A 24,474-nucleotide genomic window follows, 5' to 3' on the forward strand; every position below is an offset into this window, starting at 1 on the left:
CCCGCCGTAGCGGGTTTTCAGACTGCGTCCGATTAGTGTTCGAACATTGCAGAGATCGATTCTTCGTTGCTGATACGACGAATCGCTTCGGCCAGCATCCCGGACAGGGTCAAAGTACGCACGTTTGGCAGCGCTTTGATTTCGTCGCTCAGCGGGATGGTGTCACACACCACAACTTCATCAATGACGGAGTTGCGCAGGTTGTTCACGGCATTGCCGGAGAAGATCGGGTGAGTCGCGTAAGCGAATACGCGTTTTGCACCACGCTCTTTCAGCGCTTCGGCGGCTTTGCACAGAGTGCCGCCGGTGTCGATCATGTCGTCAACCAGCACGCAGTCACGGCCAGCGACGTCACCGATGATGTGCATCACCTGAGAGACGTTAGCGCGTGGACGACGTTTGTCGATGATCGCCATGTCGGTATCGTTGAGCAGTTTAGCGATAGCACGTGCGCGAACCACGCCGCCGATGTCCGGGGAAACCACAATCGGGTTGTCCAGGTTCAGCTGCAGCATATCTTCCAGCAGGATTGGGCTACCAAATACGTTATCAACCGGAACGTCGAAGAAGCCCTGGATCTGCTCGGCATGCAGGTCAACCGTCAGAACGCGGTCAACGCCAACACTGGAGAGGAAATCAGCGACAACTTTAGCGGTAATAGGTACACGTGCGGAACGGACGCGGCGGTCCTGACGGGCATAACCAAAGTAAGGAATAACAGCAGTGATACGGCCAGCGGAAGCACGGCGCAGGGCATCGACCATAACAACCAATTCCATCAGGTTGTCGTTCGTTGGAGCACAGGTGGACTGGATGATGAAAATATCACCACCGCGTACATTTTCGTTAATTTGTACGCTGACTTCGCCATCGCTAAAGCGACCTACGGCGGCGTCGCCAAGAGAAGTGTACAGGCGGTTGGCAATACGTTGTGCTAGTTCCGGGGTGGCGTTACCAGCAAAAAGCTTCATATCAGGCACGAGAAGAACCTCAGGCATGCGTCCAGTGGTGGATAGTTCGCCGTAAACTGTGCGGGCCAGGCGAATGCTATCCAGGCGGTGTATTAAAGAGCGCGATGCAACGTCTGGAACAGGGTGACGTTGTCACCGAAACTCAGGTTGCGCCAGAATGGCCTGCTGCAGCGGGGAGACATTCATACCACGCGCTACGAAACCATGCAGCCACTCTGGAGCCAGCTCGAGCACCTGACGTGCAGCGGATTCCGTATCAAATTCAGCAAAGACACAGGCCCCTGTGCCAGTCAGGCGCGACGGCGCGTATTCTAACAGCCAGGAAAGCGCTTCATCAACCTCGCGAAAACGTTTTCTTGCGATATCCTCGCAATCGTTGCTGAATTCACAGTTTAATAACGTTTCTATTGACCTTATTGGGGTATCGCGCGGAAGGTCTGGATCTTTAAAGATAACCGGGGTCGGAATGCTCACGCCAGGGTGGGCCACCAGGTACCATTTTTCTGCAGGTTCTGCCGGAGAGAGGATCTCGCCCACACCTTCAGCGAAGGCTGCGTGTCCGCGAACAAACACCGGCACGTCAGCACCGAGTGTCAGCCCGAGCGCGGCCAGTTCATCTACCGACAGGCCACAGCCCCACAGGTGGTTGAGCACCACCAGCACGGTAGCGGCGTTAGAGGATCCACCGCCGAGTCCGCCGCCCATCGGCAGGCGTTTATCGACGCTGATATCCGCACCGCTGCCCGCGGGCAGACGGCCGGACTCTTGCGCGGCGCGCATCAGCAGGCGGGCGGCGCGCACGATCAGGTTATCTTCGTCGGCCACGCCGTCCACCGGGGTCAACAGGCGGATCTGCCCGTCCTGACGCAGTTCGATGGAAATGGTGTCGCCGTAGTCTACAAACTGAAACAGCGTCTGTAGGGTGTGATACCCGTCAGCACGCTGTCCGGTAATGTATAAAAAAAGGTTCAGTTTTGCGGGCGAAGGCCAGTGGGTCATCATTTGACAATCCAGTTATCCATCTTCAGCTTGATGCGCTGGCTGCCTTCGGTCAGCTCCAGGCTGGACGGCAGGGCCGGTTTGCTGTTGCTGTCGTAGCCGCCGTACACCACTTTCCAGCTTTTACCGTTCTGGCTGTAGTTCACTTCGCTCAGGCGATACTGGTCATCGAGTTTATAGTCGGTGGCGTCGCCCGGCAGGCCGAGGATCCACTGGCGCAGGCTGGTAATAGGAATAGGCATCCCGGTCAGCTTGCCGATCATCTCTTCGGCATCGGTACCGGTATATTTCTGCCCTTTATTGTCGGTGACCTGTGCGCTGCCCGGCTGGGCAATCAGCTCCATTTCGGTGCTGCCCAGCGGGTTCAGCAGCAGCAGGCGATAGCGATCCTGGCCGGTCTGCTGCCAGAAGAAACGGGCATACACTTTCTGCTGATCCGACAGATAAGCAAAGGCGCCGCGGGTTTGATACTGGTTTAACGCACGCACCGCTTGCTGGTGCTGGCGCCACTGTGGCGAATCCGGGCTTTTGCCCGGTCCTTTAGGCGGTGTAATGGAACATGCGGTCAGCACCAGCGCGGCCAGGGGCAGCAGGCGAATCAGTCTGGTCATAATGATGACAAATCCTTGAGATACGTGGCAGTTATAGTTCTTAATGCTAGCGCCCGTATGCCGCAGCGTCTACGCTCAAGTTATCCTAAATCATAGAATTAACCTTCATACTTCATGTTGCAGATGCGTTGGCGGCATAACGAACTTTTTTGGTGAATATGAACTGATAACCTATTACTCCGAAAGGGGGCAGTCTCTTTTATTGATCTCGCGCATCCTGTATGATGCGGCCTGCTAACCTTATTAACGCTGGTACTACTCCCGCTCATATGACCCTTTTAGCACTCGGTATTAACCACAAAACAGCCCCGGTTTCACTGCGAGAACGTGTGACGTTTGCGCCGGATACGCTCGACCAGGCGCTGGAAAGTCTGCTTGCCCAGCCGATGGTGCAGGGGGGCGTGGTGTTGTCAACGTGCAACCGTACTGAGCTTTATCTCAGCGTTGAAGAGCAGGACAACCTGCACGAAGCGCTGATTCGCTGGTTATGCGAGTACCACAATCTGAACGAAGAAGAGCTGCGCAACAGCCTCTACTGGCATCAGGATAACGATGCGGTCAGCCATTTGATGCGCGTGGCCAGCGGTCTCGACTCGCTGGTACTGGGCGAGCCGCAGATCCTCGGGCAGGTTAAAAAAGCCTTTGCCGATTCGCAGAAAGGCCACCTCAAGGCCAGCGAGCTGGAACGCATGTTCCAGAAATCCTTCTCCGTCGCCAAGCGAGTGCGAACCGAAACCGACATTGGCGCCAGTGCCGTTTCGGTTGCTTTCGCTGCCTGTACCCTGGCGCGACAAATTTTCGAATCCCTCTCCACGGTCTCTGTGTTGCTGGTGGGCGCGGGCGAAACCATCGAGCTGGTCGCACGCCATCTGCGCGAGCACAAAGTGAAGAAGATGATTATCGCCAACCGTACCCGCGAACGCGCCGAGACGCTGGCGGATGAAGTCGGTGCGGAGGTGATCGCCCTGAGCGACATCGACGCCCGTCTGCACGAGGCAGATATCATTATCAGTTCCACCGCCAGCCCGCTGCCGATCATCGGTAAAGGCATGGTGGAGCGCGCCCTGAAATCCCGTCGTAATCAGCCGATGCTGCTGGTAGACATTGCCGTTCCGCGCGATATCGAGCCTGACGTCGGCAAACTGGCGAACGCCTATCTGTACAGCGTGGACGATCTGCAGAGCATCATTTCGCACAACCTTGCCCAGCGTAAAGCGGCAGCGGTGCAGGCCGAGACCATTGTTGAGCAGGAAACCAGCGAATTTATGGCCTGGCTGCGCGCGCAAAGCGTCAGCGAGACCATTCGCGAGTACCGCGGTCAGGCGGAACAGGTCCGTAATGAATTGACTGCCAAAGCGATGGCGGCCCTCGAACAGGGCGGCGATCCGCAGGTCATCATGCAGGAACTGGCATGGAAACTGACCAATCGCCTGATCCATGCCCCAACCAAATCACTTCAACAGGCCGCCCGTAACGGGGACGACGAACGCCTGAACATTCTGCGCGACAGCCTCGGGCTGGAATAGCGCGCCATACCCATTTTATTATTATAAGGTGCACTTACGCCTATGAAGCCCTCTATCGTCGCCAAACTGGAAGCATTGCACGAGCGCCATGAAGAAGTTCAGGCGCTGCTCGGCGATGCCGCAACCATTGCCGACCAGGAACGTTTTCGCGCCCTGTCGCGCGAGTATGCTCAATTAAGTGATGTTTCACGCTGCTTTACCGACTGGCAACAGGTTCAGGAAGATATCGAAACCGCGCAGATGATGCTCGACGACCCGGAAATGCGTGAGATGGCGCAGGAAGAGTTGCAGGAAGCCAAAGTTCGCGCGGAAGAGATGGAGCAACAGCTGCAGGTGCTGCTGCTGCCGAAAGACCCGGACGATGAGCGCAACGCCTTTGTCGAAGTCCGCGCCGGAACCGGCGGGGATGAGGCGGCCCTGTTTGCCGGCGATCTGTTCCGCATGTACAGCCGCTATGCCGAATCCCGCCGCTGGCGCGTGGAGATCATGAGCGCCAACGAAGGTGAGCACGGCGGTTATAAAGAAGTGATTGCCAAAATTAGCGGCGAGGGTGTGTACGGTCGCCTGAAGTTTGAATCCGGCGGCCATCGCGTGCAGCGCGTACCGGCCACCGAATCCCAGGGCCGTATCCACACGTCCGCCTGCACCGTGGCGGTGATGCCTGAGTTGCCGGAAGCCGAGCTGCCGGACATCAACCCGGCCGATCTGCGTATCGATACCTTCCGCTCTTCCGGTGCGGGCGGTCAGCACGTTAACACCACCGATTCCGCGATCCGTATTACCCACCTGCCAACCGGCATTGTGGTGGAGTGTCAGGACGAACGTTCCCAGCACAAAAACAAAGCCAAAGCGCTGTCGGTGCTGGGCGCGCGTATTCACGCAGCAGAAATGGCAAAACGCCAGCAGGCCGAAGCGTCGACCCGTCGCAACCTGCTGGGCAGCGGCGATCGCAGCGATCGCAATCGCACCTACAACTTCCCGCAGGGCCGCGTGACCGATCACCGTATCAACCTGACCCTCTACCGTCTGGATGAGACCATGGAAGGCAAGCTGGATTCACTGATTGAACCTATCGTGCAGGAGTACCAGGCCGATCAGCTGGCGGCGCTGGCAGAGCAGGATTAATGGATTTTCAGCACTGGCTACAGCAGGCGGTAAGCGAGCTGGCGGGAGGCGAAAGCCCCCGTCGCGACGCGGAGATCCTGCTCGGGCATGTGACCGGGAAAGCACGGACTTACATTCTCGCCTTTGGCGAAACAGAGCTAACCGCCGACCAGCAAGCCCGGCTTGAACAGCTCCTGGCCCGTCGTAAAACCGGCGAGCCGGTAGCGCATCTGGTGGGGGAGCGTGAGTTCTGGTCGCTGCCGCTGTATGTCTCTGCAGCCACCCTGATCCCCCGGCCCGACACCGAGTGTCTGGTGGAACAGGCGCTGGCGAGACTACCCGCTGCGCCTGCGCGCATTCTTGATTTAGGCACCGGCACCGGGGCCATTGCCCTGGCGCTGGCCAGTGAGCGCCCGGACTGTCAGGTCACTGCGGTGGATGTGATGCCCGATGCGGTGGCGTTGGCCCAGCGCAATCTTGAGCGCCTGGCGTTGCCAAATGTGACGGTGCTGCACAGCAGCTGGTTCACCGCGCTTGCCGACCGGCAGTTTGAAATGATCGTCAGTAACCCGCCCTATATTGATGAAGCAGATCCCCATCTCGCCGAAGGGGATGTGCGTTTCGAGCCGCTCAGCGCGCTGGTTGCCGCCGATCAGGGGCTGGCCGATCTCAGCCATATCATTACTCAGTCTCGTCACCATCTGGTGAGCGGCGGCTGGCTGCTGCTGGAGCACGGCTGGACCCAGGGCGAAGCCGTGCGTACGCTCTTTTTGCAGGCAGGTTTTGACCAGGTTGAAACCTGTCGTGATTATGGCGGGAATGAGCGTCTGACCGCAGGCAAGCTGCCATGAATAGCTTCTCTGTGCTGATCGCCTTGCATTTGGCCGCCGTCACCCTGACCATCAGTTTTTTTGCGCTGCGTTACTGGTGGCGTTACAGCAATAATCAGCTGATCAACGCCCGCTGGGTGCGGGTACTGCCGCACTGCATCGATACCGTTCTCTTTGTGTCGGGGGCAGGATTAATGTGGGTGACGGGTTATCTGCCATTTACTGATAACGGTACATGGCTGACTGAAAAGCTGTTTGGCGTTATCATCTACATCGTTTTGGGTTTTATTGCGCTGGGGCGTCATCGCCCGCGCAGCCAGCAGGTGGGGTTTATCGCCTTTCTGCTGGGGCTGGTGGTGCTGTACATCATCATTAAACTCGCCACCACAAGAATACCGTTACTGGGGTAAGTCATGGAGTCCTTGGCCGATTTCGAATTTAACAAAGTGCCGTTGTGCGATGGAATGATCAAAGTATCAGAGATGATCCGCGATGATTTTATTTCACAATACGTCTACGACGAGCTGGAGAATCTGGTGAGTCTGGCGCGTGAAGAGATTAATCAGGCGCGCCCGCAGGACTGGCAACTGGAGAAACTGATTGAGCTGTTCTACGGCGAATGGGGCTTTTGCGATACGCGTGGCGTGTATCGGCTCTCCGATGCGCTGTGGCTCGATCAGGTACTGAAAAACCGTCAGGGTAGCGCTGTCTCCCTGGGGGCCATTTTATTATGGGTGGCGCACCGCCTGGATATCCCGCTGGTGCCGGTCATCTTCCCGACGCAGATGCTGCTGCGCGCCGAGTGGCTTGATGGTGAAATGTGGTTAATCAACCCGTTCAATGGCGACACCCTCGACGATCACACGCTGGATGTCTGGCTGAAGGGCAACATCAGCCCAATGGCAGAGCTGTACAACGAAGATCTGGACGAAGCGGATAACGCTGAAGTGGTGCGCAAACTGCTGGACACCTTAAAGTCGGCGCTGATGGAAGAGCGGCAGATGGAGCTGGCGCTGCGTGCCAGCGAGGTGCTGCTGCAGTTTAACCCGGAAGATCCGTATGAGATCCGCGACCGCGGTCTGATCTACGTCCAGCTTGAGTGTGACCACGTTGCGCTGACTGATTTGAGTTATTTCGTTGAGCAGTGCCCGGAAGATCCTATCAGCGAGATGATTCGCGCGCAGATTAATTCCATCGCGCATAAACAGATTACACTGCATTAATCTTAATTCCGATTCACCCCTGAATAAGGCGATCCTATGAAACAAAAAGTGGTTAGCATTGGCGATATCAACGTGGCGAACGACCTGCCGTTCGTGCTGTTCGGCGGCATGAACGTTCTGGAATCCCGCGATCTCGCGATGCGTATCTGCGAACACTACGTGACCGTGACCCAGAAGCTGGGCATTCCGTATGTGTTTAAGGCCTCTTTTGACAAAGCCAACCGCTCCTCTATTCGCTCTTACCGTGGCCCAGGCCTGGAAGAGGGGATGAAGATTTTCCAGGAGCTGAAGCAGACCTTTGGCGTGAAAGTGATCACCGACGTCCATGAAGCAAGCCAGGCGCAGCCTGTAGCCGACGTTGTCGATGTGATTCAGCTGCCAGCCTTCCTTGCGCGTCAGACCGACCTGGTTGAAGCGATGGCGAAAACCGGTGCAGTGATCAACGTAAAAAAACCGCAATTCGTTAGCCCGGGCCAGATGGGCAACATCGTCGATAAATTTATCGAAGGCGGTAACGACCAGGTGATCCTGTGCGACCGTGGCGCAAACTTCGGGTATGACAACCTGGTTGTGGATATGCTGGGCTTCAGCGTGATGAAGAACGTTTCTAACCAGTCGCCAGTGATCTTCGACGTAACGCACGCTCTGCAGTGCCGCGACCCGTTTGGCGCAGCCTCCGGCGGCCGTCGTGGTCAGGTGACTGAACTGGCGCGCGCCGGTATGGCTACCGGCCTGGCGGGGCTGTTTATCGAAGCCCACCCGGATCCAGCCAACGCGAAATGCGATGGCCCGTCTGCGCTGCCGCTGGACAAACTGGAACCGTTCCTGAAACAAATCAAAGCCATTGACGACCTGGTTAAGAGCTTTGATGAGCTGGATACCAGCAACTAATTAAGAACCACCCCATAAAAGTAAAACGGCAACCTGAGGTTGCCGTTTTTTTTGTGTTCTTCCTCAGCCTGCGGGAGAGGAGAGACTGGAAGCATCAGGCAAATATCGTCATCAAATAGGCCGCAAATAGTGCCATATGCGCAGCGCCGTTAAGCACATTGGTGCGCCCGGTTGAAAACGAAATCTGGCACAGCAGCAGCGACGCTACCATCACAATCATCTCCGGTGCCCCAAGGCTGAACTGCAGCTCATTGCCGGTGAGGAAGGCGATCAGCGTCACCACCGGAACGGTCAAAGAGATGGTCGCCAGCACCGAACCAAAGAACAGGTTCATTGCGCGCTGCACCTGATTGTTCAGCACTGCACGCAGCGCGCCCAGACCTTCAGGAGACAGGATTAACAGGGCCACCAGGAAACCGGTAAAGGCCACTGGCGCGTTCAGTTCGGTCAACAGCGTTTCCAGCGGGGCCGCATTCATCTTGGTCACCGCAATCACCGCAATCAGATGCACGATCAGCCAGAGGGTATGCCAGAGGTTGCTGTGCGCGGACGGCTTGCCGTGATGCGGGTCATCGTCGTCGCCCTCATCTTCATGCTCATACACAAACAGGCTCTGGTGCGTTTTGGTCTGAATAAGCAGAAACACGCCGTACATGGCCGCTGAGATCAGCGCTACCAGCAGAGCCTGGCCGGTGGAGAAGTTAGCGCCCGGCAGCGCCATCGGGAACACCAGCACGATAATCGCCAGCGGGAAGAGGGCGATGAGATACTGCTTAATACCAAACAGGTTCACGTACTGGGTAGCGAATTTGCGCCCGCCCAGCAGCAGTGAGAAGCCGACCAGTCCCCCGGTGACAATCATAATGATGGAGTAGAGCGTATCGCGCATCAGGGTAGGTGCCGCATCGCCGGTGGCCATCAGGGCAGAAATGAGGCTTACTTCGAGAATAACGACGGAAAGACTTAAAATCAGCGAGCCGTAAGGCTCTCCCAGGCGGTGAGCCAGCACGTCGGCATGACGGACAACGCTGAAGGCGCTGCTCAGAATACCAACAAGTGCAAGGATATTAATGCCGATGACCACTGGCAGCGACTGACTACTTCCCCAGAAGAGCAGCACGGCCAGTGCCAGCACCGGGAAAATGAGAGACGTCTCCTTGTGACGGGTTTTCACCGTCTCGTGTGCGGTTGTCATGTGATTCTCCAGAGTTGCAGGTGCTTGTCATTATAGATAGAAAAAGAGGGCGTTAAATTAACAGATTACCGTTAAATTCTGGCTATCTTTTACCTGATTTTACGGTATTGATAAAATATCGTCTGAAAACCTCATAATAGCTGTTTATTGTTAAATATATTCTTAATAACAGTGAATTAAGAAAAATAGTTACACGATTATCATTTCGACTGGAAGCCTCTGGCATTGTCGACCACACTTAATAATTGATTAAAAAGAGGGGTTTGCTATGCCATATAAATCGAAAAGCGATTTACCAGATAACGTCCAGCATGTTCTGCCAGCCCATGCACAGGAAATTTATAAAGAAGCGTTCAACAGCGCCTGGGATCAATACAAGGATAAAGAAGATCGCCGGGGCGATGCCAGCCGGGAAGAGACCGCCCACCGCGTGGCCTGGGCGGCCGTGAAGAACGACTACGAAAAGGGCGACGATGATAAGTGGCACCCGAAGAAATAGCCTGTTTACACTGGGCTGTGTTTAAAAATTTGCACGCTGCGCGTTAGCTTTTAAGGCGGTTGCGCTGGAGTTGTATTGCACCCGGCGAGTTTATTGCATATCGTCACGTTACTGCTTTCTAATTGAGCAGTAAAAGGACCTGGAAGGTTCACAAAAGTGTGCGCAAGGAAGCAGGCAGTGGCGGAGGTGCAATATGTTAACGCGTGATTTTCTTATGAAGGCCGACTGTAAAACGGCCTTCGGTGCGATTGAAGAATCGCTTCTGTGGTCAGCCGAGCAGCGTGCGGCGTCGCTGGCTGCAACCCTTGCCTGTCGCCCGGACAACGGTCCGGTGTGGCTTTTCGGCTATGGCTCGCTGATGTGGAACCCGGCGCTGGAGTTTGTCGAATCGGCAACCGGAACCCTGCCGGGCTGGCACCGCGCGTTCTGTCTGCGCCTGACCGCCGGTCGCGGTAGCGCCTGCCAGCCTGGACGTATGCTTGCACTGAAAGAGGGCGGACGCACCACGGGCGTGGCCTATCGCCTGCCAGATGCAACCCTGGAAGAGGAGTTGTCTCTGCTGTGGAAGCGCGAAATGATCACCGGCTGCTATATGCCGAGCTGGTGCAAGCTGGAACTTGATGACGGACGCACCGTCAATGCGCTGGTATTCATTATGGATCCGCGCCATCCGCTGTTTGAAGCCGACACCCGTGCGCAGGTCATCGCGCCACTGATTGCTACGGCCAGCGGCCCGCTTGGGACTAATGCCCAATACCTGTTCTCGCTCGATCAGGAGTTGACGCGACTGGGCATGCGGGATGATTGTCTGAATGAGCTGGTATCGCGTGTGCGGGCCTTGCTGGACGGCGCCCAGCCTGACAGCCCGCTGACCCCAGGCTTTGCCTGAAAAAACGCCCGGTAGCTTTACAGCATACCGGGCGATCTCGCCTCAGGCGGCAACGTAGCTAATGGAGTGCTCAAGCGACTGGCTGTGGCTGTCGATGAGCACCTCCCAGATGCCGGTATAAGGCACCGTGAGCCAGGCGCTATCCCGGTTCTGCACGCTTAGAATATCTGCCTGCGTTTTGCGTGGGGCTTTGTTACTCATCAGATGAATATGACAACGCTCTGAGCAACGTACCACCACCGTATCCCCACCAAACAACTTCAGACTTGCTTTTACCAATGCCATTTTTTACCCCTGTATGGAAACAACGCTCTCCTTGCGGTTAATCCTGAGCGTGATGTTGTTCACAATTCACTCATGGCATAACACCAAAGGGGAAGGTCAGGGGTGCTGATTTTGATCAAAAAATGGCATAACCCTTAAACAAAAATGACAATATGCCTGAAAGCGTTCAGCCAGCATCGCTTTACACCGCCTTCAGGCATCGGGTTAACATTAAATGCGGAAATGTCCGGCGGTTTCAGCCAGCTCGCCTGCCTGACCCTGCAGAGCGCTGGCCGCGGCGGCCGACTGCACCACCAGTTCGGCGTTCTGCTGCACCATGCTGTCGAGATGCGTTACCGCCCGGTTGATCTCCTGAATGCCTTTCATCTGCTCGCTGGTGGCGACGGTGATCTCTCGCATGATGCCCGACATACTGCCGATGCTGGTGACAATCTCATCCATGCTCTGTCCGGCCAGGTGTACAAAGCGCGAACCGGTCGCCACGCTGTCGGTGGTGGAATCAATCAGGCTCTTAATCTCTTTGGCTGCCTGGGCGCTGCGGCTGGCAAGGTTACGTACTTCCCCTGCGACAACCGCAAAACCACGACCCTGTTCACCCGCCCGCGCGGCTTCAACCGAGGCGTTCAGTGCCAGAATATTGGTCTGGAAGGCGATGCCGTCAATCACGCTGGTGATGTCGCCAATTTTGGTGGATGCGGCTTCGATGGACTGCATGGTGGTGATCGCCTGGGAGACGACGCTGCCGCCACGGGTGGCTGCCTCGGAGGCTTTGCCTGCCTGCGCATTGGCAATGGCGGCCGATTCGGTTGACTGGGCGACAGAGGCGGTGATCTGCTCCACGGCGCTGGCGGTTTCGCGCAGGCTGGAAGCGGCCCGCTCGGTGCGGCCAGAGAGATCCTGGTTACCGGCGGCGATCTCCTGAGCGGCGTTTTTCACCGAGGCGCTGGCATCACGCAGCTGCACCATCACCACCGCGAGCTTGTCACTGAAGGCGTTAAAGGCATGGGCAATCTGCGCTACCTCATCCTCACCTTTCTCCGGCAGACGCTGGGAAAGATCGTTAGTGCCGTTAGCGATGGCGTGCATCGCATCGCGAATATCCGACAGGCGTTTCAGCAGGCGGGCAATCACGAAATGAACCACAACGGCACTGAGCAGAACCAGGATCACCAGCGACAGGGAAGAGGCTTTCAGCAGGGTACGCATCCCGGAGGTCGCATCATCTCTGTCAAGGGCGACCACCAGTTGCCACTGGGTCCCGGCTATTGGGGTGGCGGCAAAGGTTTTCGCCGCGTCGTTAAACTGACCTTCGGCGCGCTTTCCGCTTTTCAGGATATTCAGGTCAACGCCGTGGATGACATCGGCAAAGGGTTTCAGGGTCAGGGCAGGATCGTTGGCGGCGATCACTGTGCCGTCGCTGTCTATCAGCAGCCCGCTGCTGGCCGGCGTTGGATGAATGCCGCGCACGTTGGCAATCACGCTGTCCATCGCCACGTCTCCCGCCAGCACCGCTTTCAGCTCGCCGTTCTCTTTCACCGGGACCGCAAAGGTGACCACCAGCTTTTTGGTTCCGGTATCAACATAAGGGGCGGTAACAATCGCGCGATCCTCGTTTACCGCCTGCTGATACCACGGACGCACCGTGGGATCGTAGTCGGCGGGCACGCCGTCAGGATTGGAGAACTTCGCGGTTTTGCTGGCATAGCCAACATAGACGTTGATAAACCCGCCCGCCTGCGCCAGCTGTTTAAACATCGGCACCGGATCGTCGCTCAGGGCTACGCTTTGCAGGGAGTTAATAATGGTGGTTTTGCTGCTAACCCAGTCGGCTATCGCCAGGCTGTGGCTGGCGCTGGTGCTGGCCAGCATGTCGCGTTGCGACTGTTGATTATCCTGACGCGTGACCTGGAAATTAATCACGGTGTTCAAAATGAGCGCGGCGATAAGACATCCGACCGTCGCCGCAATAATACGAGCGCGAATTGACCTGAACATAATTGTTATACCTGCTGTGTTGTTGTAAGAAGCCTATCGGCATTGGGCAGGCAAACTTGATGCTGGAACCGCGCTCATAAGAAAATAATATTTTAGTTAAATCATTATTAGAAAGTTAATAGTTTATGCGCGGATAACGTCCACTGCGCCAGCTCCACCAGGGTGCCGATTTCCACCCCGTCAATCAGCGGCAGGGCGCTAATGCCGCGGCCGTCGGTGCAGGTCTTGCACAGCTTTACCGGCACGTTTTGCGCAGTGAGGATCTCCAGCATCTGCTGGATGTTGTAGCCCTCGGCAGGCTTCTGGCCGCGCAGCCCGGCGGTGACCGCATCGGACATTAAAAACAGGCGCAGATCCAGCTCGCTCTCCTGCTCGCGTAGAGCAATTGCCAGCCGCAGGCTGTTGAACAGGGACTCACTGCCATAGGCCGCGCCATTGGCGACGATCACGATCTTCTGCATCTTGACTCCTGAAAATTAAAAAGGCATGAAAATTGCTTCTCTCTGTCAAACACTGACCCGGAGAGTAAGCATGACGATTATCACCGGCGCCACCGCATGGTTTCAGCACGCCAGACTGATGCGTAAACAGCAGCTGTGCAAACTGGCCCAGTTAGGCCAGCTTGTTAGCCGGATCAGCCATCTTGCACACATGCTACAGTGCGAGCGCGGGGCTTCCAATATCTGGCTCTGCTCACAGGGCACGCTGTATGCCCTGGAGTGTAAAGCCAGCCGCGCACTGGTGGACGATCATCTTAAGGCGCTGCTCCAGGCCCTCGGTACGCCGTTGATGGCCAGCGGCGCCCTCAGCGAGCGGGTCGCAAACGCCCTGCAAAGCCTGGAGCAACTTCCTGCGCTGCGCGAGGCCATTACCGCCTGTGCGCTGCCCGCCGATGTCGCGATGGAGCGCTACAGCCGCACGCTGCGCAACCTGCTCAGTATCGTGCCGCAACTTAACGACAGCATTGACGATCCGCAAATCGCCGGCAGGTTTGTCGCGCTTTACAGCCTGATGCAGGGCAAAGAGCTGGTCGGGCAGGAGCGGGCGCTGGGGGCGATAGGCTTCACCCAGGGCTATTTCAGCGATGAGATGCGCCAGACCCTGGTGGACCGCATCGACGGGCAGCAGGCCTGCTTCGACGTTTTTCTCTCCCTGACGCCCGCCAGCCTGCATGACCACTTCACCCTCAGCGTGCCGGGCGCCGAAACTGAACAGCTGCGACGACTGGCCTGCACCCGGCAGCCTGCGGCAGATAAGGGCGTGCTGGCGCTGCTCTGGTTTTCGCTCCAGACCGAGCGCCTCGAACACCTGCGCACCCTCGAAGAGATGCAGATTGCCGATCTGATGCTGGCGGTGGAGACGCTGATTGGCCGGGCCGACGACGACCTGCCGGAGGAGCCGTCAACGGAAGAGCCGCTGGCCCTCTATCCGCAAAAGCCGCTCCTGCCGCTGGTGCGCCAGCAGGCGCGGGAGATCGAACAACTCTCCCGCCAACTGGCTTCAATGCGCGACACCCTGGAGGAGCGCAAGGTGATCGATAAAGCCAAAAGCGTGCTGATGACCCATCAGCAGATGAGCGAGGAGCAGGCCTGGTGCCAGCTGCGCAAGATGGCGATGGACAAGAACCAGAGAATGGTGGATATCGCCCGGGCGCTACTCACGGTGAAGGCGCTCTGGCAGCAGTAGTTGCACTCCCGATGGGCAACCTTTGCATGATTGAGGTGCGCTGCCAGCGCCCACCATTAAAAAATGCCCGTCTGGCAAGGCGTTAAAAGCTGGCATCCCCTTTGCATTAGATAATTAACAATTTGAGACCACGCGCCAACGGCGGTGCGACGGTCTTCAGGATAAAGGCGTCCTGCAGTGCTTCGGCACTGCCGGGCGCTTTTTTTTGGCTTTTTTTCAGGAGTGAGCATGGTGGAATGGACAAGGCGGCGTTTTTTACAGGCCAGTGCGCTGGCAGGCGGGGCGCTGATGTTACCGGGCGTCATGCAGGCCGCATGGGCCGCAGGCTCCGATAAACCGGAACTCGATACGGTGCGGGTGGGTTTCATCCCGCTCACTGACTGCGCGCCGCTGGCGATCGCGGCATATAAAGGGTTCGATAAAAAATATGGCTTCACCCTGGTGCCCACCAAAGAGGCCAGCTGGGCAGCGGTTCGCGACAAGCTGGTGACCGGGGAGCTGGATGCCGCGCACATTCTCTATGGCCTGCTGTACGGCCTGGAGCTGGGGATCGCCGGCAAACCTAAGCCCATGGCCAACCTGATGACCCTCAACCAGAACGGGCAGGCGATTACCCTGTCGAGCGATCTGGCGCAGCAGGGCGTGCGCGACGGCGAGGGGCTGAAGAGGCTCATCGGCCAACAGGCACCGGGCACGTTCACCTTTGCCCATACCTTTCCCACCGGCACCCATGCCATGTGGCTCTACTACTGGCTGGCCAGCGCGGGCATTAACCCCTTTGACGACGTGCGCACCGTGGTGGTACCGCCGCCGCAGATGGTGATGAACATGCGCATCGGCAATATGGTCGGCTTCTGCGTTGGCGAACCGTGGAACGCCCGCGCCATTAACGATCGCATTGGTTTTACCGCTGCCACCTCCCAGTCCATCTGGCCGGAACACCCGGAAAAAATCCTGGGCACCCGACGGGAGTGGGTAGAGAGCTATCCCCATACCGCCCGGGCGCTGGTCAGCGCCCTGATGGAGGCGCAGCGCTGGATCGATGCTTCGCCACAGAACAAGCAGGAGACCGCTCAACTGCTGGCCCGCCGCGCCTGGCTCAACACCAAAGAGCAGTACCTCACCGGCCGCATGCTGGGGGAGTACGACAATGGCGTAGGTCAGCGCTGGCAGGATGCCCATCCGATCCGCTTCTTTGAGGATGGGGCGGTCAGCTACCCGTGGCACTCCGACGGGATGTGGTTCTTAACCCAGTTCCGCCGCTGGGGGCTGCTGAAAACCGACCCGGACTACGCCGCCATCGCCCGGCGCATCAATCGCACCGACGTCTGGCAGGACGCCGCCAGCGCGGTGGGAGGCATTCGCGCACCTTCGTCGCCGCTGCGTAGCAGCACCCTGATGGACGGCACCGTCTGGAACGGCACCGATCCTCAGGGGTACGCCAACCGTTTCGCTATTCACCGTACAGGGGCTTGATATGAAAAACGTAAACACCAAAGCGGCACCCGCTGCGCCGGTCAGCGGGGAAGTGATCGCGCTGCCGCCGGTGCAGGCGCGCCGCCGCACTCCCGCTTTTGCCCGCCGGATGAACGACCTGCTGCAACGCCTTATCCCGGCGCTGCTCGGCCTCGGGCTGCTGGTCATCGCCTGGCAACTGGCGGCAATCAACAGCAAAGGCTTCCCGACGCCGCTCAGCACGCTGGATTCGGCCATCACCCTGTTTGCCGATCCGTTCTACCGCGACGGGCCGAACGACATGGGGGTGGGCTGGAACGTACTGGCCTCGCTGCAGCGTGTCGCGATGGGCTTTGGCCTGGCGGCGCTGGTCGGGATCCCGCTGGGCTTTATGATTGGCCGCTTTACTTTTCTGGCGCGCATGTTTAACCCGCTGATTGCCCTGTTGCGCCCGGTCAGCCCGCTGGCCTGGCTGCCGATTGGCCTGCTGCTGTTCCAGAAAGCCGAACCCGCCTCCAGCTGGACCATTTTTATCTGCTCAATCTGGCCGATGGTCATTAACACCGCCGAAGGGGTACGCCGTATTCCTGAGGATTACCTCAACGTGGCGCGGGTGTTACAGCTCTCTGAGTGGACGGTGATGCGCCGCATTCTGTTTCCCGCCGTGCTGCCCGCGGTATTGACCGGGGTGCGCCTCTCTATCGGCATCGCCTGGCTGGTGATTGTCGCCGCCGAGATGCTTACCGGAGGCCTGGGGATCGGCTTCTGGATCTGGAATGAGTGGAACAACCTCAACGTCGAAAACATTCTCATCGCCATCGTCATTATCGGCGTGGTGGGTTTGCTGCTGGAGCAGGGGCTGATGCTCATCGCCCGTCGTTTCAGCTGGCAGGAAAAATAAGGAGCGCATATGAAACCATTAATTCAGGTCCAGGCCGTCAGCCAGCGTTTTTCCACGGCCAGCGGCGAGTTTCTGGCACTGCAGAACGTCTCTTTTGATATCCACGAGGGGGAGACCGTCAGCTTGATCGGCCATTCCGGCTGCGGCAAATCGACGCTGCTGAACCTCATCGCCGGTATCACCCTGCCCAGCGAAGGCGGGCTGATCTGCGATAACCGCGAGATCGCAGGCCCGGGGCCGGAGCGGGCGGTGGTGTTCCAGAACCACTCCCTGCTGCCGTGGCTGACCTGCTTCGACAACGTGGCGCTGGCGGTGGATCAGGTATTCCGCCGCAGCATGAGCAAGGCCGAGCGTCGGGAGTGGATTGAACACAACCTCGATCGTGTGCAGATGGGGCATGCCATCGACAAGCGTCCGGGAGAGATCTCCGGCGGCATGAAGCAGCGGGTCGGCATTGCCCGCGCCCTGGCGATGAAGCCGAAAGTGCTGCTGATGGATGAGCCGTTCGGTGCCCTCGACGCCCTGACCCGCGCCCATCTGCAGGATTCGGTGATGAAAATTCAGCAGGAGCTAAACACCACCATCGTGCTGATCACCCACGACGTTGACGAGGCGGTGCTGCTCTCGGATCGGGTATTCATGATGACCAACGGCCCGGCGGCAACGGTAGGGGAGATATTGCGCGTCGACCTGCCGCGCCCGCGTAACCGGGTGCAGCTGGCGGAGGAGAGCCGCTATCACCATATGCGCCAGCAGATCCTTCATTTCCTCTACGAAAAACAGCCGAAAGCGGCCTGAGGAGCACCACCATGCGCCTGGTCATCATTGGAAACGGGTTGGCGGCAACGCGACTGATTGAGTCGCTTACTGACCTTGCGCCCGGTCGCTACGCGATCACCGTCATCGGTGACGAACAGATGCCAGCCTACAACCGTATACAGCTGTCGCCAGTGCTGGGAGGCGAGAAAAAGGCTGCCGCCATCCGGCTGCACGATGAGGCCTGGTATCAGCAGCGCGGCGTTACGGTGCTGAGCGGGGAGCGGGTCCTGGCGGTGGAGTGCGCGGCGCGGATGCTGCGCACCGATAAACGACTGATGGGGTGGGATGAGCTGGTGTTCGCCACCGGGTCGCAGCCTTTTGTACCGCCGATATCTGGCAGTGGTCTGCCGCACGTCTTTACCTTCCGCACCCTCGACGACGTGAACGCCATTCTGACGACACCCGGCCCGGCGGTGGTGCTGGGGGGCGGGGTGCTCGGGGTGGAAGCGGCCGCGGCGTTACAACGTCACGGTGACAACGTCACTTTGGTTCATCGTGGTCCGTGGCTGATGGAGCAGCAGCTGGATCAGCAGGCCGGGCTGCTGCTGGAGCAGGCGCTTGCAGAGCGGGGCATCGGCTGTGAATTGAATAGCGGCCTGACGGCGATTGCTGCCGACAGCGTCACCCTCAGTGACGGGCGCACCTTAGCGGCCACGCGGGTGGTGCTGGCGACCGGCGTGACCCCCAACATTGCCCTGGCCCAGGCCAGCGGGGTGCCGTGCGGGCGCGGGATCCGGGTGGATGACCAGATGCGCAGCGCGCTAAGCGGCATCAGCGCCATCGGCGAGTGCTGCGAAATAGACGGGCAAACCTGGGGGCTGGTGGCTCCGTGTCTCGCCCAGGCCGGGATCCTCGCCGCGCGTCTGGCCGGAGAGAGTGTGACGCCCTTTACCCCGATGCAAACCGGCATGCGCCTGAAAGTGACCGGGGTTGAGCTGTTCAGTGTGGGAGAAATCACTGCCCGGGAAAATGATGCGGTGTGGACCAGCTGGGATCCGCTGACCCACCACTACCGCCGCTTACTGGTTCGCAACGGCACGCTGGCAGGCGTGCTGCTGATGGGGGAGTGTCGCAGTGCGGCCACCCTTACCGATTTACTGGCTACGTCAGAACCCGCTCAGGCGGACTGGCTGTTCGATCGATTCACTACGCAGCCGCAGGTTGCAGGACAAAACGCGATGACAAAACCTACTCTGATTGTGGTTGGGCACGGTATGGTCGGCCACCATTTTCTTGAAGACTGCGTGAACCGCGGTTTGCATCAGCAATACCAGATTGTGGTCTTCGGTGAAGAGCGCTACGCCGCCTATGACCGCGTTCATCTGTCGGAATACTTCGCCGGACGCAGCGCCGACTCACTGTCGATGGTGGCCGGCGACTTCTTTGCCGACAACGGTATTGAGCTGCGCCTGTCGCAGCAAATTATCGCCATCGATCGCGACGCCCGGGTGGTACGCACCGCTGGCGGACATGAAACCCACTGGGACAAACTGGTGCTGGCCACCGGCTCTTATCCGTTTGTGCCGCCGGTGCCGGGGCGCGAGCTGCCGGGCTGCTTTGTCTACCGCACCCTTGACGATCTGGATAACATCGCTGCGCACGCCAAAGGCTCACGTACCGGGGTGGTGATCGGCGGCGGGCTGCTGGGGCTGGAGGCGGCCAACGCCCTGAAACAGCTTGGGCTGGAGACCCACGTGGTGGAGTTCGCCCCGAACCTGATGGCGGTGCAGCTCGATAACGACGGCGCTGCCATGCTGCGGCGCAAAATCGAAGCCCTCGGCGTGGGGGTGCATATCAGCAAAGCCACCACGGAGATCGTTGATACCGGGGCGGGCAAGGTGCTGCGTTTTGCCGATGGCAGCGAGCTGGCCACCGACATGGTGGTCTTTTCTGCCGGGATCCGCCCGCAGGACGCGCTGGCCCGGGGCTGCGGTCTGGTGCTGGGCGAGCGCGGCGGGATCGCCATCGACAACCACTGTCGCACCTCCGATGAGGACATTTTCGCCATCGGCGAGTGCGCCCTGTGGGAAGGGAAAATCTACGGCCTGGTGGCACCAGGCTATCAAATGGCCCGGGTAGCCTCGGCCACCCTGGCCGGAGAGGCGAATGCCTTCACCGGGGCAGACATGAGCACCAAACTCAAGCTGCTGGGGGTGGACGTGGCCTCGTTCGGCGATGCCCACGCCCGCACGCCGGGGGCGCAAAGCTACCAGTGGACCCATGGCCCGCAGCAGATCTACAAAAAGATCGTGGTCAGCGCCGACAGCAAAACCCTGCTCGGCGGGGTGCTGGTGGGGGATGCCAGTGAATACGCGACCCTGGTGCAGATGATGCTTAACGATATCCCCCTGCCGAAGGATCCCGAGACCCTGATCCTGCCCGCGGTGGCAGGCAGCGCGCCGAAAGCGCTGGGGGTCGCGGCCCTGCCGGAGAGCGCGCAGATCTGCTCCTGCCATAACGTCAGCAAAGGCGATATCTGTCAGGCGGTGAGCAACGGCGCGACCGACATCGGGGCGGTAAAACAGTGCACCAAAGCGGCCACCGGCTGTGGCGGATGCAGCGCGCTGGTGAAACAGGTGATGGAATTCCAGCTGGCAGCCCAGGGCGTGGAGGTGAAAAAGGACATCTGCGAGCACTTCGCGTACTCGCGTCAGGAGATTTACCACCTGGTGCGCGTCAACCGCATCCATACCTTTGAACAGCTCATCAGCCGCTACGGGCAGGGCCACGGGTGCGAAATCTGTAAGCCGCTGGTGGGATCGGTGCTGGCCTCCTGCTGGAATGAATACCTGCTGAAACCGGCCCATCTGCCGCTGCAGGACACCAATGACCGCTATTTTGCCAACATCCAGAAAGACGGTACTTACTCCATCGTGCCGCGCATGGCCGCCGGGGAAGTGACTGCCGACGGGCTGATCGCCATCGGCCAGATCGCCAAACGCTATCAGCTCTACAGCAAAATCACCGGCGGGCAGCGTATCGACCTGTTTGGTGCCCGGCTGGAGCAACTCCCGGAGATCTGGCAGCAACTGATCGATGCCGGGTTTGAAACCGGGCATGCCTATGGCAAATCCTTACGCACGGTGAAATCCTGCGTCGGTTCCACCTGGTGCCGCTACGGCGTGCAGGACTCCACCGGGCTGGCGGTGATCCTCGAGAATCGCTACAAGGGGCTGCGCGCGCCGCACAAAATCAAGATGGCAGTGTCGGGCTGTACCCGCGAGTGTGCCGAAGCCCAGAGCAAGGACGTGGGGGTGATCGCCACGGATAAGGGCTGGAACCTGTACCTGTGCGGCAACGGCGGCATGAAGCCGCGCCACGCGGATCTGTTTGCCAGCGATCTCGATGACGCCACGCTCCTGCGCTATGTCGATCGCTTCCTGATGTTTTACATCCGCACCGCCGATCGCCTGCAGCGCACCAGCACCTGGCGGGATAACCTCGAAGGCGGGCTGGAGTACCTCCGCGAAGTGATCATCGACGACAGCCTCGGCATTGCCGACGAGCTGGAGCAGGAGATGCAGCGCGTGGTGGATACATATCAGTGCGAATGGCAGACCACCTTGCAGGATCCTGGTCGTCTGGCGCAGTTCCGCACCCTCGATGCCGCCCCGGTGGCAACAAAACGCTGGCAGGCGGTCTGCACCCTCGATGAGATCCCCCAAGAGGCCGGAATTGGCGCCCGTCTGGGTGGGGAGCACATCGCGCTGTTCCGCTTTGGTAAGGCGGTTTATGCGCTGGAAGATCGGGAGCCGGGCGGCAGCGTCAGCGTACTCTCCCGCGGCATTCTCGGCGATGCTGGCGGTGAGCCGGTAGTGATCTCCCCGCTGTACAAAACACGCATCCGCCTGCGCGACGGACGGCAGGTCGATACAGGCGAAGTGGCGGTACGCGCCTGGCCGGTGAAAATTGACGGTGATCGGGTGCTGGTAGGAAGCGAAGAGCTGGTGATGCGTGCGGAGGCCTCATGAGTGAAACCCGGACTACCTGCCCTTACTGCGGCGTAGGCTGCGGGGTGATCGCCCGCGTCGAAAACGGCGAGGTAAGCGTGCGCGGCGACGACCGCCACCCGGCCAACTTCGGAAGACTGTGCGTCAAAGGCTCGGCGTTAGGGGAGACAACGGGCTTAGCGGGCCGACTGCTGCACCCGGAGGTGGACGACCAGCCGGTGAGCTGGGAACAGGCTCTGGATACCGCCAGCACCCGCCTGCGGGCGATCATCGACACCTACGGCCCCCAGGCGGTGGCGTTCTATGCCTCCGGCCAGCTGCTGACCGAGGATTACTACGCCGCCAACAAGCTGATGAAAGGCTTTATCGGCGCGGCGAACATCGACACCAACTCCCGGCTCTGCATGTCCTCGGCGGTGGTGGGCTACAAGCGCGCCTTCGGGGAGGATATTGTCCCGTGCAGCTACGAGGATCTTGAGCAGACCGACCTGGTGGTATTGGTCGGCTCTAACGCCGCCTGGACCCACCCGGTGCTTTATCAGCGGCTGGTGCAGGCGCGGGCGGCTAATCCGGCGATGAAGGTGGTGGTGATCGACCCGCGGCGCACCGCGACCTGCGAGATTGCAGACCTGCATCTGGCCCTGGCGCCGGGCAGCGATGCCGGGCTGTTTGTCGGCCTGCTGAACGCTATCGAGCCAGGGCAGGGCAGCGACTGGTCGATTGAGCGGGTCGCGGCGTTTTGCGGGCTGCCGTCTGACGACGTCGCCACGTTTTACGCCTGGTTTATCGCTGCCCCGCGGGCGGTAACGCTCTATACCATGGGGATCAACCAGTCCACCAGCGGCAGTGACAAGTGCAATGCGATTATTAATGTCCATCTGGCGAGCGGCAAAATCGGCCGCCCCGGCTGCGGACCCTTTTCGCTGACCGGTCAGCCCAATGCGATGGGCGGGCGCGAGGTGGGTGGGCTGGCCAACCAACTGGCGGCGCACATGCACTTTACCCCGGACGATCTGAGCCGGGTGGCGCGTTTCTGGGGAACTGAACGGCTGGCGCAAACGCCCGGATTGATGGCGGTGGAACTGTTCGAGGCCATTGCCCGCGGAGAGGTGAAAGCGGTATGGATCATGGGCACTAACCCGGCGGTGTCGCTCCCGGACAGCCATGCGGTCTGTCAGGCGCTGGCGGCCTGCCCGCTGGTGATGGTTTCGGAAGTGATGCGCGACACCGACACCAGCCGCTTCGCCCACATCCGCTTTCCGGCGCTCGGCTGGGGAGAGAAGGAGGGGACGGTAACCAACTCCGAACGCCGTATTTCCCGCCAGCGGGCCTTTTTATCCGCCCCCGGCGAGGCAAAACCCGACTGGTGGATCATCGCCCGCATTGCACAGCGTCTGGGCCACGGCGCGGCCTTTGCCTGGGATCATCCCCACGCCATCTTTAGCGAGCACGCCGCGCTGACGGCCTTTGAGAACCACGGCGAGCGGCAGCTGAACCTGGCGGCGCTGGCGCAGCTCACCCGCGCAGAGTGGGATGCCCTGGCGCCCTGGCAGTGGCCGATTAATCGCGAGGCGTTAAGCCACGCCCGCCGGGTGCAGGTCACCCCGCAGCCGCACGGCGCGACGCCAAATCTGCTTTATCCCCTGATGCTCAACAGCGGGCGTCTCCGCGACCAGTGGCACACCATGACCCGCACCGGCTATGTGCCGCGCCTGATGCAGCACCTCGCTGAGCCGACGGTGGATATCTCCCCGCAGGACGCCGCCCGGCTGGGGGTGCAGGAGGGGCAGTTGACGCGCATCAGCGCCCCGCGCGGCTTGATGGTGGCTCGCGCGAAGATCAATCCCGGCCAGCGGGACGGGGAGCTGTTTGTTCCGATGCACTGGAACAGCTGTTTCTCCCGTCAGGGCAAGGTGAATGCGCTGGTGGAGGGGCGTTGCGATCCGCATTCCGGTCAGCCAGAGAGCAAGCAAACCGCAGTGCGGCTTATGCCGTGGCAACCTGCCTGGCAGGGGGAGCTTTACAGCCGGGAAGAACTGACGCTGCCGACCTGGGTTCACTGGTGGCGGAAGGCGACGGCCGGGGTATCACGCATGACCCTGGCGGCAGATAAGCCGCTGCTGGAATGGCTGATGGCGCACTGCACCGGGCAGGGCTGGCAGCTGCAAATCGCACAAACCGGCGAGCGAAGCAGCGTGCTGGCCTGGCATGACGGGGCACTGATGTTAGGATTCTGGCAAGGCACCGGGTTGCCGGTGCTGGCGCATACCTTTATCGAAGAGGCTTTTCGTACCGCGCCGGTGCAGCTGGCTGAACGTCACGCCCTGCTGAACGGGCAACAGCCTGGTGAGCACGTCGAGCCTGGACGCATTATCTGTAGCTGTTTCAGCGTGGGAGAAAACGCTATCCGCGAAGCGATGGCGGGAGGATGCGACTCGGCGGCGGCGCTGGGGGCGAAACTCCGCTGCGGCACCAACTGCGGCTCCTGCGTGCCGGAGCTGAAAGCGATGCTTTCTGTACGGGTGTAACTGCCTGATGGCGCTACGCTTATCAGGCCAGCAGGGCGCACAGGCCGGGTAGGTGTAGCGTCATTCGACACTTATCGCCTGAACCCTTTCAGGTTATTCCTGAAATTTCCCTTATGG

General features: G+C 59.5%; 21 protein-coding genes. 14 read left to right on the forward strand and 7 right to left on the reverse strand.

All coding sequences use genetic code 11. The features are described from left to right. Positions 1–32 precede the first annotated feature (32 nt). From prs to lolB, 3 genes are all read right to left on the reverse strand, one after another. Positions 33–980: a ribose-phosphate diphosphokinase gene (gene prs / locus ABIE02_RS08865; RefSeq protein WP_003856663.1), complete on the reverse strand. Its 948-nt coding sequence runs from the start codon at positions 978–980 to the stop codon at positions 33–35. A gap of 123 nt (positions 981–1,103) precedes the next feature. After that, on the reverse strand, positions 1,104–1,970 hold the full coding sequence (ispE, locus tag ABIE02_RS08870; RefSeq protein ID WP_163604524.1) for a 4-(cytidine 5'-diphospho)-2-C-methyl-D-erythritol kinase: 867 nt from the start codon (positions 1,968–1,970) through the stop codon (positions 1,104–1,106). Then, positions 1,970–2,581 (reverse strand): lipoprotein insertase outer membrane protein LolB, encoded by a 612-nt coding sequence (gene lolB / locus ABIE02_RS08875; RefSeq protein WP_103792036.1) that lies wholly within the window; start codon positions 2,579–2,581, stop codon positions 1,970–1,972. Before lolB ends, ispE begins: the two co-directional genes overlap by 1 nt. A gap of 269 nt (positions 2,582–2,850) precedes the next feature. On the opposite strand from lolB, the gene hemA reads away from it, so the two are divergent. Genes hemA through kdsA form a run of 6 tightly spaced genes read left to right on the forward strand, consistent with a single transcriptional unit; the run spans position 2,851 to position 8,155 of the window. Next, a complete protein-coding gene (gene hemA / locus ABIE02_RS08880; protein WP_336994518.1) occupies positions 2,851–4,107 on the forward strand; it encodes a glutamyl-tRNA reductase in 1,257 nt (418 codons plus the stop codon). Between the two features lie 42 nt (positions 4,108–4,149). Continuing rightward, positions 4,150–5,232, forward strand: coding sequence for a peptide chain release factor 1 (gene prfA / locus ABIE02_RS08885; RefSeq protein WP_032611342.1), 1,083 nt, complete (start codon positions 4,150–4,152; stop codon positions 5,230–5,232). After that, the gene (prmC, locus tag ABIE02_RS08890; RefSeq protein WP_032611341.1) at positions 5,232–6,062 is read left to right on the forward strand and encodes a peptide chain release factor N(5)-glutamine methyltransferase; all 831 of its coding nucleotides are present in this window, start codon (positions 5,232–5,234) and stop codon (positions 6,060–6,062) included. The genes prfA and prmC overlap by 1 nt, the downstream gene beginning before the upstream one ends. Further along, positions 6,059–6,451: an invasion regulator SirB2 gene (sirB2, locus tag ABIE02_RS08895; protein WP_032611340.1), complete on the forward strand. Its 393-nt coding sequence runs from the start codon at positions 6,059–6,061 to the stop codon at positions 6,449–6,451. The genes prmC and sirB2 overlap by 4 nt, the downstream gene beginning before the upstream one ends. Before the next feature lie 3 nt (positions 6,452–6,454). Next, entirely contained in the window at positions 6,455–7,264 is an 810-nt protein-coding gene (gene sirB1 / locus ABIE02_RS08900) for an invasion regulator SirB1 (RefSeq protein ID WP_032611339.1), read from the forward strand. A 36-nt stretch (positions 7,265–7,300) separates the two neighbouring features. Further along, the gene (kdsA, locus tag ABIE02_RS08905; RefSeq protein ID WP_059307690.1) at positions 7,301–8,155 is read left to right on the forward strand and encodes a 3-deoxy-8-phosphooctulonate synthase; all 855 of its coding nucleotides are present in this window, start codon (positions 7,301–7,303) and stop codon (positions 8,153–8,155) included. A gap of 94 nt (positions 8,156–8,249) precedes the next feature. Here kdsA and chaA read toward each other — a convergent pair whose 3' ends face one another. Next, a complete protein-coding gene (chaA, locus tag ABIE02_RS08910; RefSeq protein WP_032611337.1) occupies positions 8,250–9,350 on the reverse strand; it encodes a sodium-potassium/proton antiporter ChaA in 1,101 nt (366 codons plus the stop codon). Positions 9,351–9,618: 268 nt separating this feature from the next. Between chaA and chaB the strand changes: the two genes are divergently transcribed. Both chaB and ABIE02_RS08920 read left to right on the forward strand, forming a co-directional pair. Beyond that, a complete protein-coding gene (gene chaB, locus ABIE02_RS08915) occupies positions 9,619–9,849 on the forward strand; it encodes a putative cation transport regulator ChaB (RefSeq protein WP_032611335.1) in 231 nt (76 codons plus the stop codon). A gap of 193 nt (positions 9,850–10,042) precedes the next feature. Then, the gene (locus tag ABIE02_RS08920; RefSeq protein WP_130588657.1) at positions 10,043–10,738 is read left to right on the forward strand and encodes a gamma-glutamylcyclotransferase; all 696 of its coding nucleotides are present in this window, start codon (positions 10,043–10,045) and stop codon (positions 10,736–10,738) included. A 42-nt stretch (positions 10,739–10,780) separates the two neighbouring features. On the opposite strand, the gene ABIE02_RS08925 is transcribed toward ABIE02_RS08920, so the two are convergent. The 3 genes from ABIE02_RS08925 to ychN all read right to left on the reverse strand — a co-directional run bounded on the left by ABIE02_RS08925 (position 10,781) and on the right by ychN (position 13,479). Next, positions 10,781–11,023 carry a DUF1883 domain-containing protein gene (locus ABIE02_RS08925; protein WP_032611330.1) on the reverse strand — a complete coding sequence of 81 codons (243 nt, stop codon included), beginning with the start codon at positions 11,021–11,023 and terminating at the stop codon, positions 10,781–10,783. A gap of 210 nt (positions 11,024–11,233) precedes the next feature. Then, the gene (locus ABIE02_RS08930; RefSeq protein WP_336994519.1) at positions 11,234–13,018 is read right to left on the reverse strand and encodes a methyl-accepting chemotaxis protein; all 1,785 of its coding nucleotides are present in this window, start codon (positions 13,016–13,018) and stop codon (positions 11,234–11,236) included. 107 nt (positions 13,019–13,125) lie between these two features. Then, positions 13,126–13,479, reverse strand: coding sequence for a DsrE/F sulfur relay family protein YchN (ychN, locus tag ABIE02_RS08935; protein ID WP_336994520.1), 354 nt, complete (start codon positions 13,477–13,479; stop codon positions 13,126–13,128). A 70-nt stretch (positions 13,480–13,549) separates the two neighbouring features. Here ychN and nasR point away from each other — a divergent pair, with 70 nt between their 5' ends. The 6 genes from nasR (at position 13,550) to ABIE02_RS08965 (ending at position 24,357) form a co-directional block, all read left to right on the forward strand. Beyond that, on the forward strand, positions 13,550–14,704 hold the full coding sequence (gene nasR, locus ABIE02_RS08940; protein WP_204231368.1) for a nitrate regulatory protein NasR: 1,155 nt from the start codon (positions 13,550–13,552) through the stop codon (positions 14,702–14,704). A 228-nt stretch (positions 14,705–14,932) separates the two neighbouring features. Further along, a complete protein-coding gene (locus tag ABIE02_RS08945; protein WP_144837189.1) occupies positions 14,933–16,180 on the forward strand; it encodes a CmpA/NrtA family ABC transporter substrate-binding protein in 1,248 nt (415 codons plus the stop codon). A 1-nt stretch (position 16,181) separates the two neighbouring features. Further along, the gene (ntrB, locus tag ABIE02_RS08950; RefSeq protein ID WP_336994521.1) at positions 16,182–17,060 is read left to right on the forward strand and encodes a nitrate ABC transporter permease; all 879 of its coding nucleotides are present in this window, start codon (positions 16,182–16,184) and stop codon (positions 17,058–17,060) included. 9 nt (positions 17,061–17,069) lie between these two features. Continuing rightward, positions 17,070–17,858, forward strand: coding sequence for an ABC transporter ATP-binding protein (locus tag ABIE02_RS08955; RefSeq protein WP_336994522.1), 789 nt, complete (start codon positions 17,070–17,072; stop codon positions 17,856–17,858). Between the two features lie 11 nt (positions 17,859–17,869). Then, a complete protein-coding gene (gene nirB, locus ABIE02_RS08960; RefSeq protein ID WP_336994523.1) occupies positions 17,870–21,850 on the forward strand; it encodes a nitrite reductase large subunit NirB in 3,981 nt (1,326 codons plus the stop codon). Next, a complete protein-coding gene (locus ABIE02_RS08965) occupies positions 21,847–24,357 on the forward strand; it encodes a nitrate reductase (protein ID WP_336994524.1) in 2,511 nt (836 codons plus the stop codon). Before nirB ends, ABIE02_RS08965 begins: the two co-directional genes overlap by 4 nt. Positions 24,358–24,474: the final 117 nt, after the last annotated feature.

The sequence above is a fragment of the Leclercia sp. 1548 genome, from assembly GCF_050435045.1.
GTDB lineage: Bacteria > Pseudomonadota > Gammaproteobacteria > Enterobacterales > Enterobacteriaceae > Enterobacter > Enterobacter adecarboxylatus.